The sequence below is a fragment of the Scytonema hankhaensis NUACC26 genome (genome assembly GCF_045865695.1).
Taxonomy (GTDB): Bacteria; Cyanobacteriota; Cyanobacteriia; order Cyanobacteriales; family Nostocaceae; genus Scytonema.
On sequence record NZ_BAACAP010000157.1, the window covers coordinates 14,436 to 40,627 of the forward strand.

Annotated in this window: 22 protein-coding genes and 3 pseudogenes; 7 read left to right on the plus strand and 18 right to left on the minus strand. The window is 43.6% G+C overall.

The features are described 5' to 3' along the window. Positions 1-23: 23 nt before the first annotated feature. From ACKTT2_RS12085 to ACKTT2_RS12100, 4 genes are all read right to left on the minus strand, one after another. Positions 24-2,183, minus strand: a complete 2,160-nt coding sequence (locus ACKTT2_RS12085) for a two-partner secretion domain-containing protein (RefSeq protein WP_407887028.1) — start codon at positions 2,181-2,183, stop codon at positions 24-26. A 137-nt stretch (positions 2,184-2,320) separates the two neighbouring features. After that, entirely contained in the window at positions 2,321-2,854 is a 534-nt protein-coding gene (locus tag ACKTT2_RS12090) for a hypothetical protein (RefSeq protein WP_407887030.1), read from the minus strand. Positions 2,855-3,091: 237 nt separating this feature from the next. Next, a complete protein-coding gene (locus tag ACKTT2_RS12095; RefSeq protein WP_407887032.1) occupies positions 3,092-5,731 on the minus strand; it encodes a CHAT domain-containing protein in 2,640 nt (879 codons plus the stop codon). A gap of 571 nt (positions 5,732-6,302) precedes the next feature. Further along, the gene (locus tag ACKTT2_RS12100; protein WP_407887034.1) at positions 6,303-6,563 is read right to left on the minus strand and encodes a hypothetical protein; all 261 of its coding nucleotides are present in this window, start codon (positions 6,561-6,563) and stop codon (positions 6,303-6,305) included. A 181-nt stretch (positions 6,564-6,744) separates the two neighbouring features. On the opposite strand from ACKTT2_RS12100, the gene ACKTT2_RS12105 reads away from it, so the two are divergent. From ACKTT2_RS12105 to ACKTT2_RS12125, 5 genes are all read left to right on the plus strand, one after another. Next, positions 6,745-6,960, plus strand: a complete 216-nt coding sequence (locus ACKTT2_RS12105) for a hypothetical protein (RefSeq protein WP_407887036.1) — start codon at positions 6,745-6,747, stop codon at positions 6,958-6,960. Positions 6,961-7,264: 304 nt separating this feature from the next. After that, on the plus strand, positions 7,265-7,516 hold the full coding sequence (locus ACKTT2_RS12110; RefSeq protein ID WP_407887038.1) for a hypothetical protein: 252 nt from the start codon (positions 7,265-7,267) through the stop codon (positions 7,514-7,516). Further along, positions 7,513-7,860, plus strand: a complete 348-nt coding sequence (locus ACKTT2_RS12115) for a hypothetical protein (RefSeq protein ID WP_407887040.1) — start codon at positions 7,513-7,515, stop codon at positions 7,858-7,860. The genes ACKTT2_RS12110 and ACKTT2_RS12115 overlap by 4 nt, the downstream gene beginning before the upstream one ends. Positions 7,861-7,944: 84 nt before the next feature. After that, a complete protein-coding gene (locus ACKTT2_RS12120) occupies positions 7,945-8,157 on the plus strand; it encodes a hypothetical protein (RefSeq protein WP_407887042.1) in 213 nt (70 codons plus the stop codon). Further along, positions 8,144-8,335, plus strand: a complete 192-nt coding sequence (locus ACKTT2_RS12125) for a hypothetical protein (protein ID WP_407887044.1) — start codon at positions 8,144-8,146, stop codon at positions 8,333-8,335. The genes ACKTT2_RS12120 and ACKTT2_RS12125 overlap by 14 nt, the downstream gene beginning before the upstream one ends. A 109-nt stretch (positions 8,336-8,444) precedes the next feature. Here ACKTT2_RS12125 and ACKTT2_RS12130 read toward each other — a convergent pair whose 3' ends face one another. Then, entirely contained in the window at positions 8,445-9,065 is a 621-nt protein-coding gene (locus tag ACKTT2_RS12130; protein ID WP_407887046.1) for a calcium-binding protein, read from the minus strand. A 265-nt stretch (positions 9,066-9,330) separates the two neighbouring features. On the opposite strand from ACKTT2_RS12130, the pseudogene ACKTT2_RS52325 reads away from it, so the two are divergent. Beyond that, a pseudogene (locus ACKTT2_RS52325) lies at positions 9,331-9,516 on the plus strand (IS1634 family transposase); the annotation flags it as partial. 25 nt (positions 9,517-9,541) lie between these two features. On the opposite strand, the pseudogene ACKTT2_RS12135 reads toward ACKTT2_RS52325, so the two are convergent. The 9 genes and pseudogenes from ACKTT2_RS12135 to ACKTT2_RS12175 all read right to left on the minus strand — a co-directional run bounded on the left by ACKTT2_RS12135 (position 9,542) and on the right by ACKTT2_RS12175 (position 21,677). Then, a pseudogene (locus ACKTT2_RS12135) lies at positions 9,542-11,053 on the minus strand (beta-barrel domain-containing protein). Between the two features lie 67 nt (positions 11,054-11,120). After that, a pseudogene (locus tag ACKTT2_RS12140) lies at positions 11,121-13,183 on the minus strand (peptidase domain-containing ABC transporter). A 709-nt stretch (positions 13,184-13,892) separates the two neighbouring features. Further along, on the minus strand, positions 13,893-14,291 hold the full coding sequence (locus tag ACKTT2_RS12145) for a hypothetical protein (protein WP_407887048.1): 399 nt from the start codon (positions 14,289-14,291) through the stop codon (positions 13,893-13,895). 102 nt (positions 14,292-14,393) lie between these two features. After that, positions 14,394-15,509, minus strand: coding sequence for a calcium-binding protein (locus ACKTT2_RS12150; protein ID WP_407887050.1), 1,116 nt, complete (start codon positions 15,507-15,509; stop codon positions 14,394-14,396). Between the two features lie 486 nt (positions 15,510-15,995). Next, the gene (locus tag ACKTT2_RS12155; protein WP_407887052.1) at positions 15,996-19,031 is read right to left on the minus strand and encodes an AAA family ATPase; all 3,036 of its coding nucleotides are present in this window, start codon (positions 19,029-19,031) and stop codon (positions 15,996-15,998) included. Further along, positions 19,018-20,187 carry a metallophosphoesterase family protein gene (locus ACKTT2_RS12160; RefSeq protein ID WP_407887054.1) on the minus strand — a complete coding sequence of 390 codons (1,170 nt, stop codon included), beginning with the start codon at positions 20,185-20,187 and terminating at the stop codon, positions 19,018-19,020. Before ACKTT2_RS12160 ends, ACKTT2_RS12155 begins: the two co-directional genes overlap by 14 nt. Positions 20,188-20,416: 229 nt before the next feature. Continuing rightward, complete coding sequence (locus tag ACKTT2_RS12165) at positions 20,417-20,698, minus strand: hypothetical protein (RefSeq protein WP_407887056.1); 282 nt, start codon at positions 20,696-20,698, stop codon at positions 20,417-20,419. 433 nt (positions 20,699-21,131) lie between these two features. Beyond that, on the minus strand, positions 21,132-21,314 hold the full coding sequence (locus ACKTT2_RS12170) for a hypothetical protein (protein WP_407887058.1): 183 nt from the start codon (positions 21,312-21,314) through the stop codon (positions 21,132-21,134). Between the two features lie 114 nt (positions 21,315-21,428). Further along, positions 21,429-21,677 carry a hypothetical protein gene (locus ACKTT2_RS12175; protein ID WP_407887061.1) on the minus strand — a complete coding sequence of 83 codons (249 nt, stop codon included), beginning with the start codon at positions 21,675-21,677 and terminating at the stop codon, positions 21,429-21,431. A gap of 222 nt (positions 21,678-21,899) precedes the next feature. Between ACKTT2_RS12175 and ACKTT2_RS12180 the strand changes: the two genes are divergently transcribed. After that, the gene (locus ACKTT2_RS12180) at positions 21,900-23,243 is read left to right on the plus strand and encodes an AAA-like domain-containing protein (RefSeq protein ID WP_407887063.1); all 1,344 of its coding nucleotides are present in this window, start codon (positions 21,900-21,902) and stop codon (positions 23,241-23,243) included. Between the two features lie 47 nt (positions 23,244-23,290). Here ACKTT2_RS12180 and ACKTT2_RS12185 read toward each other — a convergent pair whose 3' ends face one another. The 4 genes from ACKTT2_RS12185 to ACKTT2_RS12200 form a co-directional block, all read right to left on the minus strand. Further along, on the minus strand, positions 23,291-23,545 hold the full coding sequence (locus tag ACKTT2_RS12185) for a reverse transcriptase N-terminal domain-containing protein (protein ID WP_407887065.1): 255 nt from the start codon (positions 23,543-23,545) through the stop codon (positions 23,291-23,293). Between the two features lie 389 nt (positions 23,546-23,934). Continuing rightward, positions 23,935-24,399 (minus strand): HEAT repeat domain-containing protein, encoded by a 465-nt coding sequence (locus ACKTT2_RS12190; RefSeq protein WP_407887067.1) that lies wholly within the window; start codon positions 24,397-24,399, stop codon positions 23,935-23,937. A gap of 13 nt (positions 24,400-24,412) precedes the next feature. Then, positions 24,413-25,087, minus strand: a complete 675-nt coding sequence (locus ACKTT2_RS12195; protein WP_407887069.1) for a zinc metalloprotease — start codon at positions 25,085-25,087, stop codon at positions 24,413-24,415. 58 nt (positions 25,088-25,145) lie between these two features. Then, positions 25,146-26,069: a hypothetical protein gene (locus tag ACKTT2_RS12200; protein WP_407887071.1), complete on the minus strand. Its 924-nt coding sequence runs from the start codon at positions 26,067-26,069 to the stop codon at positions 25,146-25,148. Between the last annotated feature and the right edge of the window lie 123 nt (positions 26,070-26,192).

Below are 26,192 nucleotides of genomic sequence, written 5' to 3' on the forward strand. Positions count from 1 at the left end.
AAAATCAGTAGTGAAGTCCAACGCTAACTTGTTCTACAAGAAGCAGGGTTAAACCAAGGGCTATGAGGCGTAGTGGTGGAAGAATTAGTTGTAAGGACTACTTCACCTTTTTCGTTTAGTACCCACCCAGTAGCTTCTATAATGCTCTCTGAAGTGGCAGTAGTGAGATTTTTGCTAACATTTGAACTATTGCGGTTGTCAGTACTTGGATTGAGAGTCACTAAATCTACCTGCACTGCATCAGAACTGAGTGCTTCACCTGGGTTAGGAGGTAAGCCGCCACGTCCAGTGATGATAAGTTCGCTTTGGGCTTGAGTTTCACCCGCAGTACAGCCCTGTGCTACTTCAGTATCGACTGGTACTGTTGGTAAGTTAATTAAGCCACTGTTGGTGTCAATATCAGGTGTGTTGATTTCTATAGAGCCGTCTATACCAAATTCTGAACTGGCATTGATTTCGCTGATATTATCACTTGGGGTTTGCCCTGTGCGGTTTAAGAGTCCGTATATGCCAGTGCCGTTGATTTCAATCTGACCTCCAGAACCTTCATTGGCATTAGCAAGAATGTCACTATTTTCTCTAGGTACGGCGACAATGAAGGTCGCATTAATTGTGATATTACCGCCACTACCGTTGTTGGCAGCTGTAGTTGTTATCGCACTACCATTACGCATGGCTATTAAATCCTGCACCTGTAAACTAATATTCCCACCCCTACCCGATGCTGTTGTACCTGCCAGTTTTCCTTGGGTGTCCAGATTGATAGAGTTAGCTTCTACTGAGAGTAAGCCTGCATCTCCTAACCCTGTACTATTGACAATGACTTCAGCTCCATTCAAAACATTCAATTCTCCAGCCTTCACCATAATGCTTCCCCCCTTTCCAGTAGACTCTGTGGAAGCTGAAATTCGTGCCCCATCTCGAACAATTAGCTGCCTAGTTTCTATCTCTAAACTTCCTGCATCTCCAGCGCCTTCTGTTCGAGCAAACAAACCACTGGGTTCATCTCCCAAGGCTCCAATGAGTTGGATAGAGTCTGTTGCTGTCACAGACAATTTTCCCCCCTGCCCTTCACTACGAGTGGTAGCTGAAGCCTGTGCTCCGTCTTGAATAATTAACCGTCCAGCTTCAATCCTGATATTGCCCGCATTTCCAGTGCCTTCCGTTGTGGTTAACAGGCGGCTTCCTCCCAGAAGTTCTACTAACTCTGATGCGATTACCGCTAATGTTCCTCCCGCTTCTGCTTCGATAGTATTAATAGTTCTAATCTCTGAATCATCCGTAAGCCTAACACGCCTGCCTTGCACCTGAATACTGCCACCGCCTCTGCCATCAGCAATTACTCTGGCTGTATTGGTGAGAGATACATCGGCTCGCGCTACAGCCTCAGGAAAACTTAGGCTGAGATTGTTGCCATCAATGTTTAAGCCTACGGTTCCTACTCCTGCCAACCCTCCTAATTCGATTCGACCACTTCTAGCCCGCAGTCGCCCTCCCTCCAAGTTCACGTCGCCGCCCACTAGCAACAAACTTTTACCGTCAGGAACCGACAAAGGTTGTGGGCTAGTATTGACTTGAATAGAAGTTTGCCCAGATGCAACTTGATTAAACAGAAATGCAGAAGGATTCACCGTTAGCAAGGGATTAAGCGGATTAACTGTTGAAGTCATGGAAAATTCTTCACCACCAGGAAACTGAATAGCACTAGCTGTTGTTCCTACAAATGAACCGCCAATATCTAATCGGGCATTTTCTCCAAATAAAATGCCGTTAGGGTTGATGAGAAAGAGATTAGCATTGCCCTGAGTTTGAAGCGTTCCCTGGATATCAGAGGGGTTTCCTCCTGTAACTCGCACCAAAATATTATTAATGTTAGAGGCGCTATGGAAATTGACTACCTCCTCACCTTGAACACTAAAGTTACTGAAACTATGGAATAAATTTTTATCGCCAACGGTTGTACCTCCTGTAATCTCCAGAGTATCGCCGTTAATTGTGACTTGAGTTCCCAATGAAGAGTCGGCAGTGACCTCGGCAAAGGTGATACTGCCCCCTCCTCCAAGCAACCCAACTAAAACCAGTAATCCTGACAATCCTAACTGGTAACCCTGACTGAACAAGCTTTTTAAACGCATAGAACTCATCTCTACTAATAGGTAAAGTTGCTTTATCAGAACTTCCATACCAAGCTTATTCGTTAAGACTAGATATGACGTATTGGGTGTAGAGTATAATGCGTAACTTTAAAGTTTTTCCCCATATCCTACACTTTGTTCTCTACACCCAATACAAATCCTAATTTTTCGTTTTACTACGCAGATCACAATGATATAAAATCATTACCACTTAAATTAGGGTAAGGAGCTGAGAACTGAGCTATCGGCTGCCCCATAGAACTTAGAATACCAGTATAGTAATTATATGTTATGCCAGGGGGAAGTGGTGTAGCGCTACTCGAACCAATCGGCAGTGAATAAGTTGTAAACTCAGTAGAGCCAGTAGCTGCACCTTCAGTAAGGTTAATATCAAGATCGAATGTTTCATAACCGCGAATGGTAAGATTGGTAGCAGTGGTAACATCAATAACATCACCAAGAGCACCAACTGTAAAATCCGTAATCGTATCAAAACCGCCACCTGAGTGATAGAGTACAAAGGTATCTCTACCCGGACCACCAGTCAGTCTGTCATTACCAGATCCCCCTACTAAGTAGTCGTTACCTGCCCCACCTATGAGAGTGTCATTGCCTGCACCGCCGTATATCCTGTCATTACCTCCTTTGCCGTCTAATGTGTCATCTTGTGGAGTCCCATCTATACGTTCGCCTATATCAGTGCCTTCTTTATATACCACGATTACAACCTCCATCTAAAGTAGTTGCTGAACGATAGTCACTTTGTACTCTTTGTTGAGTAAACTACACACATTGGAAGTCAAAGCAACTCCTGTCTACTTACTCAGTCTCACGCGCAAATGTTTTCCACAAAACCCACTATTTCTTTACAAAAAGTTACCAATATATTGCAGTATAGATGCGAAATGCAGGACTGGTGCTTATGCCGTTTCAAACTATAAGTGTTCTACTGGGTCTTAGAGCCAATTACCTAGCAGAACGTAGGGTGCCCAAAACCTGGGACGCTTGTACTTAGGATTCTGTAACAGAGCTAACTGGGCGCGACGGAGTGCTTCGGCTTTTGTGAGTTTTTTGTTGGCTAACTCTTGGTAAAATTGACTCATCAACACGGCAGTAGATTCGTCATCCAAGTTCCATAGGGAAGCGATCGTACTACGTGCTCCTGCTTGGAAAGCGACACCAGCAATTCCTAAAGCAGCTCGTTTGTCCCCGGCTGCGGTTTGACACGCACTAAGGATGAGCAATTCAATAGCTTCTGGTCTGTTTTGCTCGATCGTTCGCACTAAGGTATTAAACTCTTTAACAAAGATGCGATCGTCCCAAGCGACAATGAATGTATCCTCAGCTTTAGAGCTAAACTGACCGTGAGTTGCAAGGTGAACGACAGGGAAAGGCAAAGAATTAATGCGATTTTGCAATGCTTTGCTGGTAAACTCCTGGTTTATAAGAATACTGCTGGGTATCTGAGAGCGGATTTTTTCTAATTCAAGCTTCACATTAGGGAGCGCAGAAAACCCAGAACGTGATTCACTCAATCCTGCGGCTATTGCTTTTAATTTTTTCTGCAATGGTTTAGGTTCTATCAGTTGCAAACCGGGAGTCAGTGCAATGCTATACTTCTCTACCAGATACTGTTTACCGTCGTACAAAGCTGGCATCGGAATGTTTCGCAACCCACCATCTAGTACAAATACTAAATTAGGGGTTTTGCTTTCAGCTAAGGCGGCTTCAGCAGGTCGAATCAGCCAATCATAAATCTTTTGAGATAAGGACTGAACCTGTCGCAGTGTGTGTGGCTTGGGTAAATTTTCTCGTAGTTGGTCTACAGTACTTTGCACTTCCTTTTCACCTACCGGAGTAGTATAGTGCAGCCAACGCTTTTGAGGTAATTGGAGAATAACCTCCAGTCGGTCTGGCAACATAAATGGATAGATAGCGGCTGCTGTGGGTTCTGCTTTTTTACTTGAGAGCCGAGCATTTAAACAGGTATTCCGAAAAAAGTTGTCAAGTTCTGCTACTTGCAGCAATTCTATGGTCTCACTAGCTTTTTCAATATTTTCTGAGCTAAGTTGGGTATTCCCTGGAGATTGTAAAAGTAAATCAACTAGCTGTCGATAAACGGGTTCGACTTCCTCTCGAAAGGAAAACTTAACTGCGGGATTGACAGCAACTAAGTCGCTGCGGAGGGCTTGGAGGTGATTGACTGCTCCAGTGTAAGCTGCGATCGCTCCAGTCGTATCTCCCTTAGCTTTCAACAAACGTCCTAGTTGCCATTGCCAACGATAAGCAATGTCTTTAGCGTCAACAGCTTGAGCTATAAGCAAGGCTTGCTGAGTTAAGTTTTGTGCATCAGACAACTGTTGGGTTTGTTCATACACCTTACCCAAGGTACCAAGAGCATAAGATTCTGTGCGTTGGTCTTGCAGACTTTTTGCTTGCTGCACGGCAGTTGACAGTAATTGAGCAGAAGTACGTAGGACAGAAGGGTATGAGGGGGAGAAGGAAGTCATTTCACCACCTACTCCCTGCCCCCTGCTCCCTAACCCTTTCTCACTCGCCAATTTCATCAGACTTTCAGCAAAGTTGATTCTGGCATAAATTACTGTGCGGTTAAGAGGCAAATCAGTAAGTTGAGTTTGGATTTGAGATGACAACGCATAAAAAGGTTTCCATTGTTTGGTATCTAGCAGTAATCTCAATTGATTGACTTGAGCTTGAACGCGCGTCATGGGTGAGGTAGCAGCGTTACTAGCCTGTTGATAAAACTTTATAGCTGCTTGAGTATCTTGCAAGGCGCTAGCTGTGTTGCCTAGACTTAGCAGAACATCACCGAGCGCTTGCGGATCTCGCATGGCTTTTGCTATTTCTAAACTTTGTTGCAATATTTGCCGGGATGTTTCTAAATCACCTATAGTAGCTAGGACGTTGCCAAGGCTACGCAATCCCATAACCTTGAGTGTCGAGTTTGGTTGATTTTGTAAAAGTTGGGCGATTTCAGTTAATGTCTTTTGAGCTTGGCGATAAAGTCCTAGGGCTTGCATCGCTTGCGTTTGGTTAATGCGGTTATTGATAAGAGCATTGTTATCGTTTATTTGAGTATAAATAACAGATGCCTGTCGCCAAGTATTGAGGGCATCTTCGGGTTTGGCAAGCGCTAATTGCAAGCGACCTTGAATATCTAGAACTTGTGCAAGAATTTGGGAGCGCTCTTTTGTGTTTATATTTGGAGAGGTTTTTAAGAGGTTCAGGCTTTGAGCGATCGCACCTTCTGCCTCAACCCACTGTCCCAGTTGCTGATAAGCTAATGATAGATTGCCCAGTGTCATGGCTTGTCGCAGTACATCACCACTGGCTTTGAATGCAGGGAGCGCTTGTTGCCACATCCCTACTGCATCAGCAAAGCGCGAGGCTTCATAGAATTTTCTCCCTTGTTCCGCCAAGTTTTGGGTATTAGGGACACTTTGAACAATGGAATTTGCCGCTTTTATATGAGCAAAAGTAGGAGGCAATAATCCTCCCCCCAAGAACATAGCTAAAAGCAACAGTAAATTGAAAAGGCGTTTAATTATTCGTAATCTAAATTTTTTTCTTGCCATGTTTTTGCCCTTATTCACACCCCGTCTTTATCAAAAGTGAGTAGTGTTAGCGATCGCAGCAATGTCCTACGATGTCACTGCTTCTTGAGGTTAGGCGCTCGCGTTCTTCTATGCGATAAATCCGGGCTAATAATATTCTGAATCTCTCAGGCGTTGTTGAAGTAAGTGGTACTCCCAGTGACAACATCCCGGCTCATCATGTAGTAAACGAATCTTTTTAAGTCAGAGTCTTGCTTAGAGAATGTTTGAAAAGTCACGTTCAATGTATCAAATATTTTTTACCCCACCCTAACCCTCCCCTTAGAAAGGGGAGGGAACTAGATTTTTCTTGTTTCCCCCCTTTCTAAGGGGAGATTAAGGGGGGTAATAATGCAATTAAAATCACAGCTAACCACTTTTCAAACAACCTCTTAGGTAGGTAGACATAATAAGTAAAACTTTAACATGAAGCTTAGTATTATTCTATAATTTTAATGGACTGCAAAATCCCCGACTTTTCAAAAAAGTCGGGGATCTGACCAATCTAACCCATTTAGAATTAATGTGGCGGACTACTAGTTGAAGATGTCAGTTAAACGAAAACGAATTGGTTAGAATTGGTAAGACTAACATCCGTTCGAGATATTCCTTGCAAAATACCAATCAATTCTGGAGTACCTCCATTGAAGAATATTGCCGTACCGGATGGTAAGCCACTAGGAGATGAACCCAAGGAATAGCTACTGCTTGAGCCAGCAAGCTGGATTCGATCAATACCGCGATCGAGGCGATCGCCAGCGAATCCAAAGTCAGCAATCAAAGCGTAGTCGCCAGTTCCAGCAGTAGAAGGCATTGCACCGAGATGGCTGTAAAAACCTGCATTCCGGACCTCAAAAGGCTTGATTTCTCGTTACAAAACACGACTTTTTTTGACCCTAATGTAGCAAATTATCAAACCCAGACAGAATAAGACTTTTCAGACCATCTTGCAGGAAATTACTCGGTTCTCGGCTCAATACCAAGTACAAGCCTATATGCAAAGTTTTGACACTCCTTTGAATCAGTTCAAGCCTATACTCAAGCCCGAACCACAGTTAACTCTTTCCAGTTTTCAATTACCTACTAAAAACTGGCTTTTACCGCTGCTCATAGCTCTGGGGATTGTGTTTGTGTTCTGGCAATGCACTTTTCTTCAACCCGCTACCGTTTCCCCGAATCAATCGGAAACAATGCGAATCAATCGGAAATAAGGCACGCGTTCGCCAACTGGCACTGTGACAGTTTAATGCTCGGAGTTCGGTTGTCTACACTCCGAACATTAGACTGAAAGTCAAGATACGAGCAGCTTTCACAATGTTCGGAGTTCGGTTGTCTATACCGAATTTCCGAAGCTTTCCGAAGTCGATTCGGAAGGTGTTAGTTTAATGCTCGGAATTCGGAAGCAAGCAACCACAACAGAATTTTTGACGACCCTTAAAAATCATCTCAGTAATGCACACATTTGAAAAAGTGAGTGCTAAACTGAGTATTATCCAACTACGCGCATAAATTGGAATGCCCAAACGAAACATGAATCCAGCATCTTTAGAGAATCTGAAGATGGGTGCAGCATCCAGGAGACAGAACAAAGTCGCCTGTAACCTAACGCTCTTACCTGAAACGGTAGCTTGGCTTAAAAAAGGTGGTAATGCCAGTGCCAGAGTTGACGATATAGTACACAAAATTCTCAAAGGAGAATTGGTACACCGAAACCAGTTAGATACTGAGCTAGAAAAAATCAAACAATTAGAAGGTACGGATAAATGACCACAAATCGACCAACCATAGAAGAACGTTTAAGCAGGCTAGAGACTTTATTTGTGAATGTAGGCGAGAAAGTAGCCGAACACGACGAAACAATTAAACAGCATGACGGCAATATTGATGTACTGGTAGCGAACATTCAGCAGTTAACCGAGAACGTAGCCGCAGTAAGCCAAAGAGTAGATGAGTTAAACGCGCAAACTACCCGCAACATCAACAGATTAGCAGAGGAAGCAGCCCAAGATCGTCAGCAAGCCGCAATCGACCGTCAAGAGTTTCGTAGGCAGATGGAGGAACGCCAACGCGAAATAGAACAACGTCAACTTGAAATACAACAAATCTGGTAATACTTGCGAAATAATAACGGGGGAAGTCCACCGCAACAATAAACATATGAACAAATGGGAAATTTAGAATTAGGAAGTTAGAAGATGTCAACTGAAGAACTTAAAGCAAAAATAAAAAAATATGCCGCAACGGCAGCCACATTAAGCCGTCAAGCAGGTTTGATACCCATTAAACCAAAAGAAAATCGCAAACAAAAACTCGATTTGATGCGACAAGCTAGAGATACTAGTAGAGAATGTCAGGCTTTAGTACAAGAGTTAAAAAGACAAGAAACAGGTAATTATGAACACAGTTGAAGATTTAAGAACTCAGATTAAAGTATTCAGCAAACAAGCAGTTGAATTTAGTAAAAAAGCAACTGAACTTTGTTTAACTGACCGAGAACAAGCTAAACAGTACAGGCAACAAGCAAGAGTTGCTGGAAAACAATGTGAAATATTAAGACAAGAAATTAAACGTCAACAAGCAAGTTAAAAAGTAACGACTAAAAACACTGGACAGATGTTGCTCTATCCAGTGTTAAGTTTGCAGTTTCTAAAACGATCCTCGACTTTAACTACTTAGACTTAACATCAACACACTCTTAAAAGATGTCAGAGCCGAGACTGGTTGTTAAATCTTGACTGGTTGTTAAGCTAAAACTGCTTGTTGAGAAATCAGTAGGTTTGTTCTCAAAAATGGCAATTTGGTTGCCTTGGAAAGACAAAGCACCACTACTGACATCGTAGTTGAACTGTTCAGTAGAATAGGTACTACCAGTAGGGAAAATGACGAAGTATCTATCACCTTGAGCGGGAGTGTAGTCTGTGATACGGTCAACACTACCATCATAGGTGATGTAAAAATAATCAGCCCCAGCATTACCAGTCAGGATGTCACTCCCGAAACCATCTATTATAGTGTCATTGCCACTCCCACCATAGAGTCTGTCATTGCCACTCCCACCATAAAGTATGTCATTACCATTCTCACCATAAAGTCTGTCATTGCTACTCCCACCATAGAGCGTGTCATTGCCGTCGCGTCCGTAAACTATGTCATTTCCGTCAAGTGCATTAATTGTGTCAGAGTTGTTAGTACCATAAATTACATCATTGCCGGGAGTAGGTCGTCCACTAATACCCAACAAGTCGTCTCCTAGTCCGTCAGTTGTATCAAAATCTTCAGCATTATAAATTACATCGTTACCAGAAGTAGATACCATGTAATTTCTCCTTCGTTACCATTAATGTCTAATGAACTAAATCCAGCTTTAGTCGGAAATAAACTTCTGACTGAAGCCTTCATATGTTTCTCGGAAGAGAGAGGCTAGGTTTTACGCAATCATCAGAGAATAGTTACAATTCTTAATCATGAAACTGAAGTAAAAGCGTGAAAAACGTTAGAGCAATCAGTAATTTTAACTCCTGTAAGTTTACTGGCTGGTTTAGTTTTCGACTTGTACCTTTTGCTGTAAGCTGTCATACAAAGTCTATAGTTTAATAAGACTACTCTCTATTGGTTTGCGAGTTTTAAACCTTTTAGAATTCCAGGTTCGTTACAATCTAGAAAAAGAGAAAGAAAAACTTGCTGGTCTTTATGTTGGCAATCCGAAGCGAGAAACTGCAAGACCTAGCGCAGAAATAATTCTTGCTGCATTTAAAGAGATTACACTGCCCAAGCCTTAATTCATCAACAACCTTACAAGTCTGCAATTAGCCTTGCCTTCCTGAGAAAGAATTGCAGTACAGTCTCTTCTTTGGAAACAATATCAGCTCTGCCCTCCATCCCTAATTGAATAAAACACTGTTTTTCCCCGTGATGTAAAGAAAGGCTTTCAGGTTCAATTGTGACCTCATAAAAGGCACCCCCTACAGCCGTCTTTTGGCTGTTAGCTGTTGTGGAGGCTGCTACAGTAGCACCATTGCCTTGAGGAACAAATGCATCTGGGGAAATCGCCTTGACCTTACCTTTAAGAGTGCCGTAATCTGGATAAGGACAGGCAGAAACTCGCACTAGTACGTTTTGTCCTTCTTTTAACTTGCTTTTATCTTCAGGTGCCACCGCTGCCTTGACTATTAAGGGGGTATCACTAGGGACAATGTGAGCGATTTCCTCTCCAGGACGCACAGTCTGACCGGGGTTTCGTAGGTTAAGCTTGGAAATTATACCGTCGGCTGTGGCAGTCATGACGGTTTGACGGAGGTCGATTTCCACTTGTTGGAGTTCGCGGACATCCCGCTCTAGCTGCTTCTGTATTTCAATTCGTTGCTGAATCAAGGCTTTGCGTTCTTTGTCTAATGTCGCTTGGTTGGCTTTTCCAGCAGCTTTTTCTTGGGCAATGCGTGCTTGAGCGATCGCAACTTCTGCTTGAGTTGGATTGAGGGTCGCGATCGCGCGTTGTCGTTTGGCAACAGTTGCTGAGACTGCTTGTTGTAACCGCTCAATGGTTTGTTTTTGCGCCTCAATTGTTGCTTTTTGCACCTCCACAGCTTGTTGTTGTTGGTCAACAACCAGTTGTGCTTCCTCAAAATAGTTTAGAGACAGTGCTCCTTCCTTCGCCACCGCCTGATACCTATCCCGTTTTGACCGCGCTGCGGCTAAGGTGGCTACCGTCGATCTGAAATTCGCCTGTGCCGATCCCAACTCTACTTGAGCTTTTTGCAGTTCCCTCTGTGCCATTCTGACATTCGCCACGGCTTCTTCGACATCAGCAACGGTGGTCACAAGCTTGTCCCGATAGTCTCGACTGCGGTGCGATAACTCAGCTTCGGCTGCAGCAACAACGCGGCTCACACGGTCAGTTTCGGCTCTCATCTGGCTGTGGAGAGCACTAATCTAAGCATTAAGTTGAACGAGTTGTAAGCGAGCTTGTTGAATGTTGCTTTGCAGTTGGCTCTTTTTGGTGAGAAGGCGAGAGTTGTCAATCGTGGCGATCGCATCTCCTTTTTTAATAACTTGATTCTCTTTCACAGAGACGCGCATAACTGAACCTTCTGTAGCAGCCTGAACAATCCGCAGTTCACCAGCAGGGCGCAGGTTTGCTTCTGCTTTAACAGTGACTTTGTATTGGGTTACAGAGGCAAGAGCGATAGCTATTCCCAGAAAACTGAGCATAACCATTCCCCCAACAGTCGTCCAACGACCAATAGGTGGTAGAAAACCGTTTTCTTCAATCAGGGGAAGAGAATCTGAATTGGAGTGGCTAAGCATAGGAAATAGTTAGTGGTTAGTTGTTAGTAGATAGTAGTAATTTTGACAACTAACTACTAACAAATGACTAATGACTAATGACTAAGGACGAAACAAAACCATTTGTTGATGGAACAACTTCGTCTAGGAAATCTAAGCGATCGCCTCTTTGATGGCGTAGCTCTTGGGGAGTCCCTTGGATTTTCACGCGCCCAAGTTCGAGCAGCACAATCCAGTCAGCTCGCTGGATGACTTTTGGGCGATGACTAATCATAATTGTGGTTTTCCCAGTTCGGTAGTACAGCAATTTATCTAGGACTTGCGCTTCACTCACCGGGTCGAGAGCGCCAGTGGATTCATCTAAAATAAGTATCGGCGGTTCAGTCACTATGGCTCTTGCTATGGCTAATCTTTGCTTTTGACCTCCAGAGAGATTAGCGCCAAATTCTCCTAAAACGGTTTGATACTTGTCAGGCAGTTTACTGATAAACTCGTCTGCACCAGCAATTTGGCAAGCCCTAACAATTTGCTCAAAAGATATGTGGGGATAGCTGAAGCGGAAGTTGTCAATAATTGAGCGACTCCAAAAGTGCGGTTCTTGAGGTACAAGCACCACCTGCTGTCGCAGACATTCCAAGGAGAGGTCTTGCTGGTTATAGATACCGTAGCGGATATTACCAGACTGGGGAGAATATAACCCAGCAATCATTTTGGCGAGGGTACTTTTGCCACACCCAGATTTACCAATCAGGGCAATGACTTGACCACCAGTCATAGTTAGGGAAAAATCAGAAAGCAGGTCAACTCTACCAGCATGGTGAAAGTTGAGGTTGGTGCAGGTAATATCTGCATTTGGGGGAATTTCTGCCTCTGGCTTCTTGAAGTCGTTTTCGTCTTCTGGGGTAGCATCGATGACTTCCGTCAAGCGTTGGATGACAATCTGGGCAACGATCAACTCATCAACTAACCCAATAGCTGAACCCAGGAAGCCAAGCTGTAAAGCCCCAACTTCATCGTAGTCCAGCCCAAGTTAGCAAGATGACCAAAATTGCTCTGATACTCTTGCCAAGCTTGGGGAGTCGCTTGGGTAGTTTTAAGAACTTGGACACCGCGAAAGGTTTCAACGAGAAAGCCTTGGTTTTCCGTGCTTAAGACAATTTGGCTGCGGGTTTTCTGGCGTAAAGCGGGGAGAAAAAGCAGGTTGACGACCGTGACGATGACAAAGGCGGCGAGGGAAGCCAGAGTGAGTCCCCAACTGTAGAACAGCATAAAGCCCAAAGAAACCACAGCGATAAAAAATTGGCTGGGTAAACCGAGGACAATTTGGGAAACTAGAGTATTGATGGCATCAACATCGGCAATGCGGCTAACAACTTCCCCACTGCGCCGTCCTTCAAAATATGAGAGGGGCAAGTGTAGGAGTTTTCGCCCGTATTCTAGGATTAATCCTAATTGCAGTCGCTGACCGAAGTGACCAATCAGGTGAGACTGTACCAAACCTATGGCACTTCTAAATAAGTTCATGACAATGACCCCAATTGCTACTGTGGTAAGCAGTTGGGTATCTCCCCGCACCAGCACGTCATCCGTGAGCAGTTGCATCATCAACGGGGAGGCGAGGGAGAGGAGACCGATGGCGATATTGATTGCGATCGCTTGAGCTAAAATGTTGCGATAGGGCAAAACCCGCACCAGATAACGCCCAAAGCCGCCTACTTTATCTGACGGCTGCTCGTAAAAGCGGCTGTCATCTGGCTCCAATAGTAGTATCACGCCATTGCCCCAACCACTCATTAACTCAGAGCGAGTGAGATAGCGAATACCTACAGCAGGGTCAGCAATAGCATATTTTTTCCCTTTTTGCCCGTATAAAACAACCCAGTGGTAACCTTTCCAATGTATAATAGCGGGCAGCGAAACTTTATGTAAAGAGTCGAGCAGTTGCGGAGAAGCTTTGACTTGGCGGGCATTGAATCCCAGAGCTTCGGCTCCTCGTCTCAACCCCAGCAGAGAGGTTCCTCGTGAACCAGTCCCAACTGCTTCTCGTAACCGACCGATGGCAAAGGTGCGTTTGTAGTGTTTGGCAACAGTGGCAAGGCAGGCAGCGCCGCAGTCTTCTTCGCTGTGTTGTAAAACAATTTGGTATTTCATCTTCAAGACTTACGCAGGAGAGAAAGAGCGGTCGCAGCAAAAGCTCCGACCGGATATGGCTGGTTTTCAGTGTGTTAGAAGTTGTGTTGCAAAAATTTCCAAAAACCCTATATGGAATTGAGTTCCAAACTGTAGTATGACGACAAATAGTGTTTCAAAATTTTTTTTGCAACACAACATGACCGTCTGACCCAACTCAAAATGAGTAGCAAAAACGATCGCTCTAACTAAATTCCTTGGTGCAGAAGTCCGACGAGACTAACGGCAAAAAGCTAAAGCCTTCCTCCTAGTACCCGATCAGCCATACTATGTCAAAGGACAAGTCCGTCGTTGGAGCATCAAGCTTATCTTTACTCTATACCCTGACCCCCCGTTCGCTGGATGTATCGCGTTGACACCCACTTATCCCGCGACGAATCGAATGCCTGGAACCCGTTCCTTATGATAGGTGGTGATTCCAGGTACTTGACCTCGCCAGGATACCAATAGTCAACGATTTTGTAATTGGTGCCGGGACCAGAACGAATGTTCAATCGGCTGGTAACATCTCGAGTCGTGTACGGGTAGAACACACCTCCCTCAATGATTGCTGCTTGTTCTGAGGTCAAATCAGTGAACAAGGGTTCGTGTTGAATAGTGTTCATCTTTTTTCTCCTTAGTGCAGAAGTCGGACGAGACTAACAGCAAAAAGCTAACTAAAGCCTTCCTTCTAGTAAGTGATCCGCCCTGCTATGTCGAAGTAATTCAGCGTCGAAGCATCAAAGTCAAGCTTAAATCTGGTTCCATCGCGCACGTCCGCCGCAACAGTGACGACTCCGTGGTAGTTTGCAGGAATCGTCCTTACGTAACTACTTACATCACCCGTGCCATCGGCACGCACAGCTTTAACATTCACGTCGTAAGGGTTCTCAGTCAATCGAATTGAAATGTCATTGAATTCGCTAGTGGTGGTATATACTGTTGGAAATGTTGTCGATCCTACTCTCGGAATTCTGCCTGCGATGTTTGCTCTGGCTCCTCCTGTTATAGAAGCAGACTTGTCATCTGAAATTTCTTCAAAAACAGGATCTAATTCTGTAAACAGTTGTTCAGGCTGATTGTCTTTCATCTTTTTTCTCCCTAAGAGCACTCCTCTAAGCCGATCGCGCTCCCAAGCGTTTTTAACGGGTGTAGAGACCGTAAATTTACGGTCTCTAGTTGAAGATGTCAGTTAAACGAAAACGAATTGGTCAGAATTGGCAAGACTAACATCCGTTAGGGAGATTCCTTGCAAAATACCAATCAGTTCTGGAGTGCCTTCATTGAAGAATATTGCCGTACCAGATGGTAAGCCACTAGGAGATGAACCCAAGGAATAGTTACTGCTTGAGCCAGCAAGTTGGATTCGATCGCTACCGCGATCGAGGCGATCGCCAGCGAATCCAAAGTCAGCAATCAAAGCATAGTCGCCAGTCCCAGCAGTAGAAGAATTGCCGTCATTATAAAAAACGACATCAGCGTCATTGATTTGGTCTCCAAGGACGAATATGTCGTTACTTTGATTACCAGTTAAAGTATCAACCTCGCTTCTGCCAAAGTTGAGTTGTGGCAGAAAAGGGTCAATCCCAATCAATCGGTCACTTCCACTGTCACCAAACACAGAGTCGTTACCACCTCCACCAATAACAGCGTCATTTCCAGCACCACCCCTAACGGTGTCATTTCCAGTGCCACCAAACACGGTGTCGTTGTCACCTCCGCCATCAAGCAAATCATTTCCAGTATCACCGTTCAGTTGGTCTTCGTCATCCTCACCGAACAGTTGGTCATCGCCGTTACCGCCAAACAGCCTGTCTTTTCCATCACCACCTCTGAGGAGATCGTTCCCGGCTCCGCTACCATCAGTGAGGTCACCAATCAGGGTATCATCGCCAAGACCTCCATTGAGGATGTCATTCCCCTCTTCACCAACAAGGGTGTCATTGCCCGGAGCGCCATTGAGGGTGTCATTGCCAGTCCCTCCCAAGAGTACATCGGTTCCAATACCACCATTTACTTGGTCATCGCCAGCCCCCGCAATTACCCCGTCGTTCCCAGGTCCAGCATTGACTATGTCATTGCCAGCAAGACTCACTACGGTATCATTGCCACCTAGCGCAAAAATTTCATCAGGACCTTGAGTCCCGATCAGAACATCATCGCCAGATGTAGGTGTATTGTTAGGGTCAGGTGCAGGTTTACCTTGTAGCCTTCGAATTTGTAGATTTTCAGGTATTAGGGCATCAATTTCCAGTTCTCGGAGTTCGTCTATTAGAGATTGCACTTGTGAAATCAATGTTGGTTCCATGTATTTTTGCCTTACTATTTGAAAAACGTGACATAACTGTCAGGACTAAGCTGTTAGGCATATAAGAATGCACAATCATTATTTGTGAGGATCGTCCTTAGTCATTCGTCATCAGTCATTTGTATTGACTTTGATTCATGACAAATAATGGTCTTCATGAGAGGCAACTTGTACGCGCATTAGCTTAATAGAGGTTCACATTGTCGGTAGCAACTCTGTTCAATCTGGAATGCGACCCGAATTGCTGAGGTTATTATCAACAGGTGCAAACCTCTGCTTACTTCTCAGCAGAAGCAGCACGAGTTTTACACGAAATCCACTATTTCTTTACAAAAATTTATAAGCAACGGAGTCGCTGTTAACGTTTGTAGATATAGAAACACTTACGATCCCCAAACTATACCCCATCCGCCTGATGGCACCCTCCCATTTAACCGCTCCAGACGCAGAGAACACACCAGAGAAGAGCAGAGGTTGTATTTCTGTTCAAAAAATCTCAACTTCTATCCTCGATCCCTCTGGACGCTTATAAACTTTCACTTGCGGCAATCGCTCTCCCAATGCCTTAACATGAGTAATTACCCCAATTAATCGGTCTTGCTGTCGTAAAGATTGTAAAATTTGGTAGACAGTTTCTAGCGTATCTGCATCCAAAGTTCCAAAACCTTCATCTAAAAATAAACTGCCCAACTCTGCACCCATAGATAACTTTTCTGACAAAGCAAGTGCCATAGAAAGAGATGCAGCAAATGTTTCACCACCTGAAAGAGTTTGTACTCGTCTCAATTCACCACCATTCCAATTATCCTCAACCAAGTAATCTCCATCTTGAATTCTCAGCGCATAACGAGAATCTGTAAGTTCTTGCAAAACATGGGTTGCACGAGTCACCAACTCTCTTTCTAAATGTTCCAAAGCAAAAGCTTGAAATTCATCAGTTTTGAGACTGCGAGCGAGATTTGTATAAGTATCCACTTGTGTTTTTAATAAAGACAATTCCTCTTGTCGTTTTTCCGCTTGCTTCTGCTTTGATTGAGCATATTGTATCCAAGCCATTAATTGAGCGAGTTGATTTTGTGCTAGCTTGAGTTGTCCATCGGCTGCAACTTTGGCATCACGCAAAGATTGGATAGTACTTGAGTTCGTGGTGCGATCGCCTACCTGTAACTTTGCTTCTTCAACTCGTATTTCTACTTCCACTCTAGCAGTCTCATAGTCTGAAATTTCGCCTTTCCAAAAAGTTTGTTGTTTAGAATCAGTCCGCGCCGCCAGAAAACTGTCTTCAGTAAATCCTTCAGAAACAAGTGCAACTTGCCAAGTGGATTCCATCTGTTGTTCTTGAAGACGTGCTGCATCTGCATCATCGCGGGCTTTTTTGTCTTCAGCCTCACATCGAATCGCTTTTTTCTCTGCTGTTTGATAACCTTCTGTAACCTGTTTCAGTTGTTTTTCCAATCTCTGCTTATCTTTTTCTAATTCTGTTTGCAACTCCACATAAGATTTACCTCCAGTAATTTCGTGCAGTTTGGTTTCGACTTCCTGTAATTGCTGTTCCCAACGTTGGGTATCTTGTTGAGCTTGGTTACATTCCTCTAAAGCTAATGTATGAGTCTTGCGAGTAGCTTCCAATGCTTGTTGAGTTTCTCGTACCCGCGCTGCTACATCTTTTTGCTTAGTTAAAGTTTGATGATACAAGCGATCGCTTTCTTGCAATGCTTTAAACTCTTGGTTTAGTGCGTTAATTTCCCAACCTTCTGTTTCCAATACAGAACTAATTTCCTGTTTCAAGTTAGTTAATTGCTCCTCAGAATTAGCGAATTCCTGTTGAGCTTCAGCTTCTTTTTGCTTGGAGTTTTCTAAATTTGTCTCTGCCTTAGTAATAGCTTTTTCCGTAGCTGTATATTCTTGTTCTACTCCTTCTTTCTGAGATAATAATTCTGTTGTATCAACTTGCTCGATATCTGGTAAACTTAATAGTTGTGCTGTTATATATGTTCCATTACAAACAGGACAGTTATCCCCATCATGTAACGTCTGACGTAAAGCAGCAGCATGGTTACTTTGTAATGCAAGATTATTGGCAGCTTCAGCTTCTTGTAAGAGTTTTTGCTTTTCTTGGAAAACGGCTTTTGCTTTTTCTGATTTTGCCAGATATTCCTGATATTTTTTCTCTAATTTTTGTCGTTCTAAAATTATTTTATCTAGTTTTTGCCGAAAATTCTCCGTTTGCTCTTGCAATAACTTATAAGAACCAAACCGTGGTGAAACTTCCTGAAGTTTCTCTAAACGAATACCACCCGGAGAATATTGAGTCAGTTCCTTTTCCGCTTCTTTAACTTGGTGGCTCGCTGCTTCTAGTTTCTTCTCAGCATCGCCTAATTCCTGCTTAGCTAGGGCTAGGTTTTTCTGTCGTTGAGAGAGTGTTTGACGGTTGCGTGTTAACTCCGTTTGATGTTGTTGTCGTTGTTCTTCGTAATTTCGTGCTGAGTTTAAAGCTTCTTCTCTCACCTTGAACTGAGGTTCTACCTGTTTTTGGTATTCTGTCACTTGATTGAGTTTTGTCTTATTCTGCTCTAATTCCTGTGTGGCTTGAGTGAGAGTCTTTTGTGCTGACACAACATCAGCCTGTGCTTTTTTGAATCTGTCTCTAGCAGCTTTCACCAAAGCATAAGTGTCCTTAATTTGGTCGGCTGCTTGAGATTGTTGCAACTGTAGTTTATATTCTTCAATTTTACCCGATCTAGCAACGAGTCCTTCTAACTGCGATCGCAGCTCGTTTAACCGCTCTATTTGCTTCAACAAAGTTTCTTCTTCATCCAAAGCTTTTTGTGCTTTTAAGACTGCTTGATTAAATTTAGGTATCTGCTGCTCAAAAGTATTTAAATGCTGTTGTTTTTCAGCAAATATCTCTGCCGAAGGTAACTCTAACTCCTCCAACTGACGCTCAAGAATTTGATATTCCTTTTTCAAACCATCAGCTTGTCCTTGAGCTTGTTGGCGCATTCTTTCAAAAATCTGAAATCCAGCTAAATCGCGCAATATTTCCCGACGTTTAACTTTATTCCCTTTAATAAATTCATCAAACTTACCTTGAGGTAATAGAATAACACGAGTAAAAGTGTCATAATCCATCGCCAACACTTGCTCGACTCGCTTGGTGACATTCTTTGTCTCCAATTTTTCCCAAGTATCATTTTGGAACCATTCCAACAGAACTTTACTCTCAGGAGTTTTAGGGCGATCGCGCCAAGTTCGAGTCACCCGATATTCCACACCACGCACTGAGAAGCGAAAACTGACTTTGAGATTTTGGCTTCCAAGACTCACAAGTTCTTTAGCAGTTGCATCCTTACCAAATCGAGCGACATGACCGTAAAGTGCAAAAGTGATAGCATCAAGAAGAGAAGTTTTGCCTGCGCCCGTTGGTCCGGTGATAGCAAACAGATCGAGTTCGGAAAAATCGAGAGTTTCGCGAGAGCGAAAACTAGTAAAACCTTCAAGGGATAATTCAAGCGCTCGCATCACTCATCTCCTGATACAATTTTTCAAATACTTCTAACATGGATGGTGGTACTGTCGTTTCGTGGCGTTGCAAGTAGTAGCGACGAAACTCTTCAATAGCATCAAATTGATTGTCTTCGCGGTACTCAGTAGGATTTTCTTGCTCCGTTTTTAAGTAATGAGGTTCAACAATCAATGTCTGGGGACAAACTTTACGCACCATCTCAGCTAAACCCGTTTTAGGTGCAGTCAGTTCAACCACCAACTTTAAAAACCCTGGATGTGTCCGATTAGCTTCTAAATTTTCTTCTAAATCGTTTTCATGACATCTAACGATTTTTAAAGGCTTTTGGCAAGGAATAGGAATAAATTCGGGTTTTGCAGGGCGTCCCGGTTCCACTTCAACGAGGTAAAATCCTTTGTCTTCTCCAGCTTCGCCAAAATCAATCTGAATTAAAGAACCTGCATAACAAGTTGGTGCGGCGTGAGAAATTTTTTGGGGTTTGTGAATGTGACCGAGGGCAATATACTGGGCTGTGGGTGGCAAAGTTTGCCCGGAAATAAGATATGTATCTCGTGTATAGTAATCGACTTCCGAGTGAGCGCGTAAAGACCCTTCAATTGTCATGTGTGCTAGGATAACGTTAACGCTATCATCTCGGAACTGAGTTGCTAATTTACTCAAGAGTTTTTGGACTCGTAAGCGGTAATGTTGGCGTTGTTCTAAATCATCTTTATCCCACAAATCTTCATATTTCAATAATCTCCGTTCGGAGGCAAATGGCATTGCTGCAACGCACAACTTTCCGCTAGGAGTCTCAACGTGAATAACACCCCCTTTATTTGGTGGTTGCGGTCTACCTAATGCTTGGACTCCCACAAATGAGAGCAGTTTTGCGATTCCATCAATACGAAAAGCAGAGTCGTGATTTCCTGCGATCGCAACTGCAGGAATTTTTGCCTCCTTCAGCTTGCAGAAAAAGTTATAAGCAACTTGTTCGGCTTCAGCAGGTGGATTTGGGACATCATAAATATCACCTGCTACTAAAACAGCATCCACTTGTCTCGCTATTGCTTGCTTGAGCAATTCATCAAGTGCAGCCGCAATTTCCGGCGTGCGGTCTTCACCTTTGAGTCGTTTTCCTAAATGCCAATCAGAGGTATGGATTAAGCGCATATTGGTTAGTGGTTAGTAGGGGCGCAATGCCTTGCGCCCGTACAGTAATTAGAGATTGTACCAATACTAACTAGGTTTTGCCTTTTTTGCCTCCCTTGCGCCTCTATATCCCCTGCTTATTACTTTGTAATCGCAATTTCGTTAGATTCAACACTATTTAGGCGACGAGCAATTTCTAAATTCCCTCTTTGAAACAGAGAAACACAATCGGTATCAAGAATCCAAAGGCTCAACTTGCATTCCTCTCTAGATCGGAATCTTCTACATTAAGAGCAGCATCCAATTCCTGACGATACTCCTGAATATACTGCTGAACTGTGTCAAAGTCTGGATCGTCTTTAAACACACCTGCAAATTTCATCCAAGGTTTTTCAGATTGCTCAGCTTGTAGTAATTGGAGTTCCATCGGAATGACTTCAATTTTGTTCTTATGCTGAGCCACAATCTCCTTCAGTATTGCAAGTGCCTGCTCGCGATTTGCGGCTTCAACACGATACTGTGGAAATTCCAAAATAGATGCGATACGGCTTAAGCCGTTAAGCTTCGCTTATCGCGCTGCCATCTTCTCTAGTTTCCAGTATAATATTGACCTTTAAATTATTGGTTTGTGATGTTACTAAAGTGTTGCTTTCCATAAAGTTTGAACTCTCATTTATCTATTAAGATGATAGCCTTAGTATTGCTGTTCTAGCTGCTATTGACACAGAGGCAAAATGGTGAGGATTGCGGAAGAGGCGATTTGCTTAACCACTTGGGATATGGTGATAATCCTTTTAAGCAACGCCATAGCCTGTGTCGGAACCTTTGTAAGGTGGATGTAACCCAAGTACAATGTCCTGCTCCCCTAGACGGGCTGCAAGTGGAAGGCAATTAGTTTCAAAACCTCTTAAGTTCAAGTGCCAGCAACAAGTCAGGCGATCGCATCCAACCTTCCCCGGTCAAAATTAATATTCATTTGGTATCTTTCTCAAAAACTCCACTGGTAAGCTTCGATCGCTATCAACTGCAAGGTACAGAGTTCTACGGCGTTGCGGTTGCTCTAGCATAGATATAGATAAAGCATCAATCGGGGATTTGGTTAACACCACTCTTTGAATCGGATCGTCTTCAGTTCCACCACTCCGCACCTAGAACCAACCAGCGTTCCGCTTTGTACCAGCAGCCAAATCCATGAAGGTGTTATCCTTACCCACTGTTCCTCTCAAGAAAGCACCTGTCACATCCCCATCCAGAGAGCGCTTTCAGGACACGGTATTTTGTTTAGCATAAACCAATCCGCGATCGCGCAGAGCTTGCACTAAGTTTTCGTTTAGTTTGCTTACGATCATCAGGTAGTGTTGCACTGCTAGCCACCCTTTCTCATTGGGCACTGGGGGCATAAATTTGGGGACTGGTTCTACGAGCGCTATTTGTTGGGCTTCATTAATTGCATGAAAAGTTACAGCGCCTATCATTCCCGATTCACCAAAACGATCGCGTAGCCACGCCACAGCTTATCGGAAGTTACACTCCTTAACGTGCATCACCAAGTCTGTTAAAATGCAGCTTTCTCACGTAGCGATTAGTATAAATTTGTTTGTTATCTGGAAAGACCTGCTTTGGTTGTGATTTTATTTCTAGGCAACTAGCTAAAAGCACATAGTACAAAGTGTTGGATTTGAGACTCTCATCCACCTTTGTCACTCTATCTGTTTCAATCAACGCAGGTTTTTATGTACTATCAATCAGAATTTACCTGGGAACAAGCATCTGGATTAGTAAGTACTTTAGTACTTGAAGTAACTCTAAAACACCTCAGCGATGCTGAAATACAGGTGTTGCGAGGTTCTTGGGAAGGAAAAACTTATAATGCGATCGCCGAGGAATGTCACCTAAGTCGGAGGCGAATTGAAGAAATCGGTGAGGATTTGTGGGACAAACTTTCAGATGCCTTGGGAGAGCAGGTAAAAAAGACTAATTTTCGGCAAGCCTTGCAACGGCAATGGGAGAAAAGCGCTCCTTCAATTAGTAGTACATTTGTAAAACCTTCACCCCCTCAAAAAGAAAAAGAAGCAAATATCGCACCCACTATCGACCTGTATCAGGAGCGCTTCCCTATCGAAACTCGTTGTTACCAGCAGATATGCCAACCAGGTGCGCTACTAAGAATTAAGGCACCTTTGCAGATGGGTAAAACGGAACTGATGTCAAAACTAATGCATCACGCCCAACAAGAAGGATACCGAACGGTCGTTTTAAATCTGCGGTATGCGAACAAAGAAGATTTCAACAACTTAGATAATTTTTTGCAGTGGTTCATGACTAGTATCGCCCTTGAACTAGATTTGCTTCAACAAGTAGAGGAATATTGGGGTAAAAGCCATCACAACAGCAAGATTAAGTGCAGAAAATGTTTTGAAAGATACGTGTTACCAGGCGATCGCCCTCTAGCGATCGCTTTAGATGAGGTAGACCGACTTTTTCCTTATCAAGAAATTGCCGGAGAGTTTCTGGGTATGCTGCGAATCTGGCATGAAGAAGCGAAAACTAGCGAACTTTGGGCACAACTACGATTGGTGAAATTACATACTGAAGTTTACACTCACCTGAATATCAACCAATCGCCGTTTAATGCAGGGTATGAGATAAAGTTGAGAGATTTCAACCCCCAAGAGGTACAAAATTTAGCTTTGAAGCATGGGTTGCAATGGGATAGCGAGCAAGTTGAACAACTTATGGCGATGGTAGGAGGGCACCCTTATCTAGTAGTAAAAGCTTTGCAGATGATTGCAGGGCAAGAAGTGACTTTGGAGCAACTTCTACAAATAGCCCCCACTGCGTCTAGTATTTATCGTAACTATTTAGAGCGATTGTGGCATAATTTACAATCTAACTCCCAATTAAATCAAACGCTACAAACGATAATACTAGCAGATGCACCACTCGAATTTAACTCACAACTAAATTTAGATGACGCAGTAAAATTGTATGATTTGGGACTGGTAGAACTGCAAAACAACCATGCGGTGCCACGCTACGAATTATATCGTCAGTATTTCCGTCAACGGTGTCAATAGGAAGTATGAACTAAGTGCTGAGAACTGCAAACAAGTAAAATTTGAAACTACATTAATTGCAAGTTTAGCGAGGTCTCCATATGATGCCCGCAGTATTGGCTCCTGAGACGCACAGCTAGTTTTCTATTAGACCAAGACCTCATTAATGTCTTTTGGAGTTTGCGGAGTCGTTTGACATCACCACGACGTGAAGCAGCATAGATGCGCTTTTGTAACTTGAAAACGTATTTCTCAGCTTTACGCCAATTAATCGTCTTCCAGCCCTCTGTATTCGCTACCGAATCAGATTTAGGCTTATTCATTACTAATAGTACCTCCAGCTAGATTACTTGCTATAAATTATGCTTTAAAACCTTTTTGCCTCAGTCAAAATAGCTAGAAAAGGTATATAAAGTAGCTTTGTTCAGTTCTAAAAATCAGTAAAAGCTACGATTGTGACAGTTAGGGTGCGGAGTATGGGTTAAATGCAGGATGTTCTGGGTTTTGGAATATTTTCCAACCCAGAACGTACCTGTTCGATGAAAAGAAAATTCCAAAAAATCAATATTTTATATATTAATGAGCAAAATTATTGTCCTCTTCCAGGGTTACAATCGGCAAAACCCAATGCCTCCATATCGAGAAAACTAGCGCTCGCCATTTCAATGACGCTTCGACGGGGTACTTGATTTCGGTCGCATAACCCAGCCGTCTACGGTTCAATTAATCTTAGTTCCCGCAACCTGTCTTGAGCAATGGCACGAATCAGAGGAGTTGGGTCTTGGAGTCCGAGATCCCGTAACTTCGCCTGAACCGATGCATCGTGGGTTTCAGAAACCGCTTTGACAGCAAATTTCCGTACACCTAAATCTGTATCATCAAGAAGTTGAACCAGGATACTATTAGCATCACTTGGTCTTAGATTACTTACGCTTGCTGCTACAGAAACCCTCACCTCTTGACGTGGATCGGCAACAGCCTGCGACAATACTGTTACCGCTCTCATATCAGGCACTTTGCTAAGCGCAAATACAGCCCGTGATGCCATCCAGACTTCCTGATCTTGAAGAAGTTGCTCTAATAGTGGAATCTCCGAAGAACCAATCCCATTATAAATACTGTTGTCCGGTTCTATCGCACTTAATTGATCCTTCAGTTGCTCTAATGTCATAGCCATATGTGCCTCCTTCTTAACATGGGAGAGTAAGACCACTGTTTCGCATTGTTGCATTTTCACCATTAGAAAGGTCAGGTGGCACATTTGTCCAACCGACATTAAGAAACATTAAACTGTCACTATTTCCTTCGACATGTCTAAGCTCTAGAACATGTCCTACCTCGTGAGCTACCAGCCATCTGGCGTTAGCTTGGACTACTGCTGCTCCTGGCTGCCCGTCAGGATGAGTCGCGCAACCCAAAAAGTTACCAGCACCCCCAGATGCATCAACTAAATTTGCAACAATGTATATAATTAAGTCATTAGTGCCAACATTGTTTCTATTTGCAAATAGATCGTTTTGTTCTTGAGTAGGCTGTCCCAACAGGCATTGTCCTACATCAAGATTTTGAAGGATTTGCAACGCCGGCTCGCTGCTTAGATCCTCAGTCGTGCCTCGTAATACAGCTACATCGCTTTCCGCAAATAGCCTCTGCATAGCGACAAACTGTGTATCTATAAATTGGTTGACGTTGTTGTTTATGGGTACTAGCGATTTGAAGTGTACGATGACACTTTCTGGGCATAGCGAGTTCCGTAAGCGGGTAATACTCACTGGGCGGCGTCCACAAAGAACGACTATACCCATGCTGACCCTATAGCCTGGTGGCAACTGACGGTTCGCTAATGTGTTTCTTAAGCTGAACATAAAATCTCAGTCACTTTTTATTATTATTTTGAGGGCACAGTGCATCTTAGTCTTCTTACTACAAGGCGATTAGTATAGGTATCAAGCGTTGTCCTGCATCTAAGGGGCGCAGCGCTTTACCAATGACTGAACCGAATGCCTTTAGGGGATCAGTTGCTTTCATCGCATGACCAGGAGATAGCGATGTAGTCAGTAAGTCACCCACCTCGATCGGCCCATAACTTGCATCCACTTTGCAATAGACCTTACCCATTAAAGCGATCGGTTTTCTGTAGTTTTGAGACTGCTGCCTATCTAGGATGAGTCCTGGCTTGTAATTCCCAGCGCCTGAAATAACACCTGCAACCCGCTTATCGTATGGTTGAGCGCTTATTCGCAAAGCTCCTTCGTCGTTAATTACCATCACCGTGCCTGATTCGACATCCTCCACATCTACAATGTCGAACTCCTCAGCACAGTCTGCCCCAGCCAAGATGACATCACCTCTATTTACAAAGAGATTTCCTTCGTTGATAACGATGCTGCCATTGATGTCTGATGGCGGCTTGTTCGGGTCTTTAGGATTGAGTCCCCTGTTGACTACAAGCGCACCTTCAAAGACACCAGAGAATGTAGCCCCTCTGGCAAAAACTGCAATGTCATTATCACTGGAGGCTAACAACCCCTGACCGATTTCGCTAGTTGCTACAACACCGATGTTTCTTTGGCTTTGACCGATAACCCCAAAGCCCGCCTCGCTAAAACCACCCACGCCAGCTTCTGACCCATTACCTTGGACACCCCGACCATTTGTTGGACTGTTATTTGCTCCGAAAACACCAGCGGCACCTGGAGCCACTGTCAAACCGAAAACACCGCTTCCTCCTGGTGCATTTGCAGGGTCAGTAGAGTCGTTCCTGGCAAAGATGCCAGATTTTGCGCTTGAGCCTGTAGACGCAATAGCACCATCATCAGTGTCCGTTGTTCCAAATGTACCAGGCATGGTTGTACGCTCCTTATATTTATCGTAGGTTTTGTTGCTTTCTTGAAGTTATACCAATTTAATATGAAGCTGCATATAATAGAGGAGTTGCAAACTTCATAAATTTAAGTCTTTATGAGCCGC

What these genes read in the sequence shown, in the direction of transcription:
- ACKTT2_RS12095 (WP_407887032.1), bottom strand. Translation starts at nt 5,731, where the DNA reads ATGGCAAGAAAAAAATTTAGATTACGAATAATTAAACGCCTTTTCAAT.
- ACKTT2_RS12130 (WP_407887046.1), bottom strand. Translation starts at nt 9,065, where the DNA reads ATGGTATCTACTTCTGGTAACGATGTAATTTATAATGCTGAAGATTTT.
- ACKTT2_RS12190 (WP_407887067.1), bottom strand. Translation starts at nt 24,399, where the DNA reads ATGGCTATGACATTAGAGCAACTGAAGGATCAATTAAGTGCGATAGAA.
- ACKTT2_RS12125 (WP_407887044.1), top strand. Translation starts at nt 8,144, where the DNA reads ATGAACACAGTTGAAGATTTAAGAACTCAGATTAAAGTATTCAGCAAA.
- ACKTT2_RS12185 (WP_407887065.1), bottom strand. Translation starts at nt 23,545, where the DNA reads ATGAATAAGCCTAAATCTGATTCGGTAGCGAATACAGAGGGCTGGAAG.
- ACKTT2_RS12085 (WP_407887028.1), bottom strand. Translation starts at nt 2,183, where the DNA reads ATGGAAGTTCTGATAAAGCAACTTTACCTATTAGTAGAGATGAGTTCT.
- ACKTT2_RS12110 (WP_407887038.1), top strand. Translation starts at nt 7,265, where the DNA reads ATGCCCAAACGAAACATGAATCCAGCATCTTTAGAGAATCTGAAGATG.
- ACKTT2_RS12120 (WP_407887042.1), top strand. Translation starts at nt 7,945, where the DNA reads ATGTCAACTGAAGAACTTAAAGCAAAAATAAAAAAATATGCCGCAACG.
- ACKTT2_RS12180 (WP_407887063.1), top strand. Translation starts at nt 21,900, where the DNA reads ATGTACTATCAATCAGAATTTACCTGGGAACAAGCATCTGGATTAGTA.
- ACKTT2_RS12195 (WP_407887069.1), bottom strand. Translation starts at nt 25,087, where the DNA reads ATGTTCAGCTTAAGAAACACATTAGCGAACCGTCAGTTGCCACCAGGC.
- ACKTT2_RS12100 (WP_407887034.1), bottom strand. Translation starts at nt 6,563, where the DNA reads ATGCCTTCTACTGCTGGAACTGGCGACTACGCTTTGATTGCTGACTTT.
- ACKTT2_RS12160 (WP_407887054.1), bottom strand. Translation starts at nt 20,187, where the DNA reads ATGCGCTTAATCCATACCTCTGATTGGCATTTAGGAAAACGACTCAAA.
- ACKTT2_RS12200 (WP_407887071.1), bottom strand. Translation starts at nt 26,069, where the DNA reads ATGCCTGGTACATTTGGAACAACGGACACTGATGATGGTGCTATTGCG.
- ACKTT2_RS12105 (WP_407887036.1), top strand. Translation starts at nt 6,745, where the DNA reads ATGCAAAGTTTTGACACTCCTTTGAATCAGTTCAAGCCTATACTCAAG.
- ACKTT2_RS12150 (WP_407887050.1), bottom strand. Translation starts at nt 15,509, where the DNA reads ATGGAACCAACATTGATTTCACAAGTGCAATCTCTAATAGACGAACTC.
- ACKTT2_RS12145 (WP_407887048.1), bottom strand. Translation starts at nt 14,291, where the DNA reads ATGAAAGACAATCAGCCTGAACAACTGTTTACAGAATTAGATCCTGTT.
- ACKTT2_RS12155 (WP_407887052.1), bottom strand. Translation starts at nt 19,031, where the DNA reads ATGCGAGCGCTTGAATTATCCCTTGAAGGTTTTACTAGTTTTCGCTCT.
- ACKTT2_RS12115 (WP_407887040.1), top strand. Translation starts at nt 7,513, where the DNA reads ATGACCACAAATCGACCAACCATAGAAGAACGTTTAAGCAGGCTAGAG.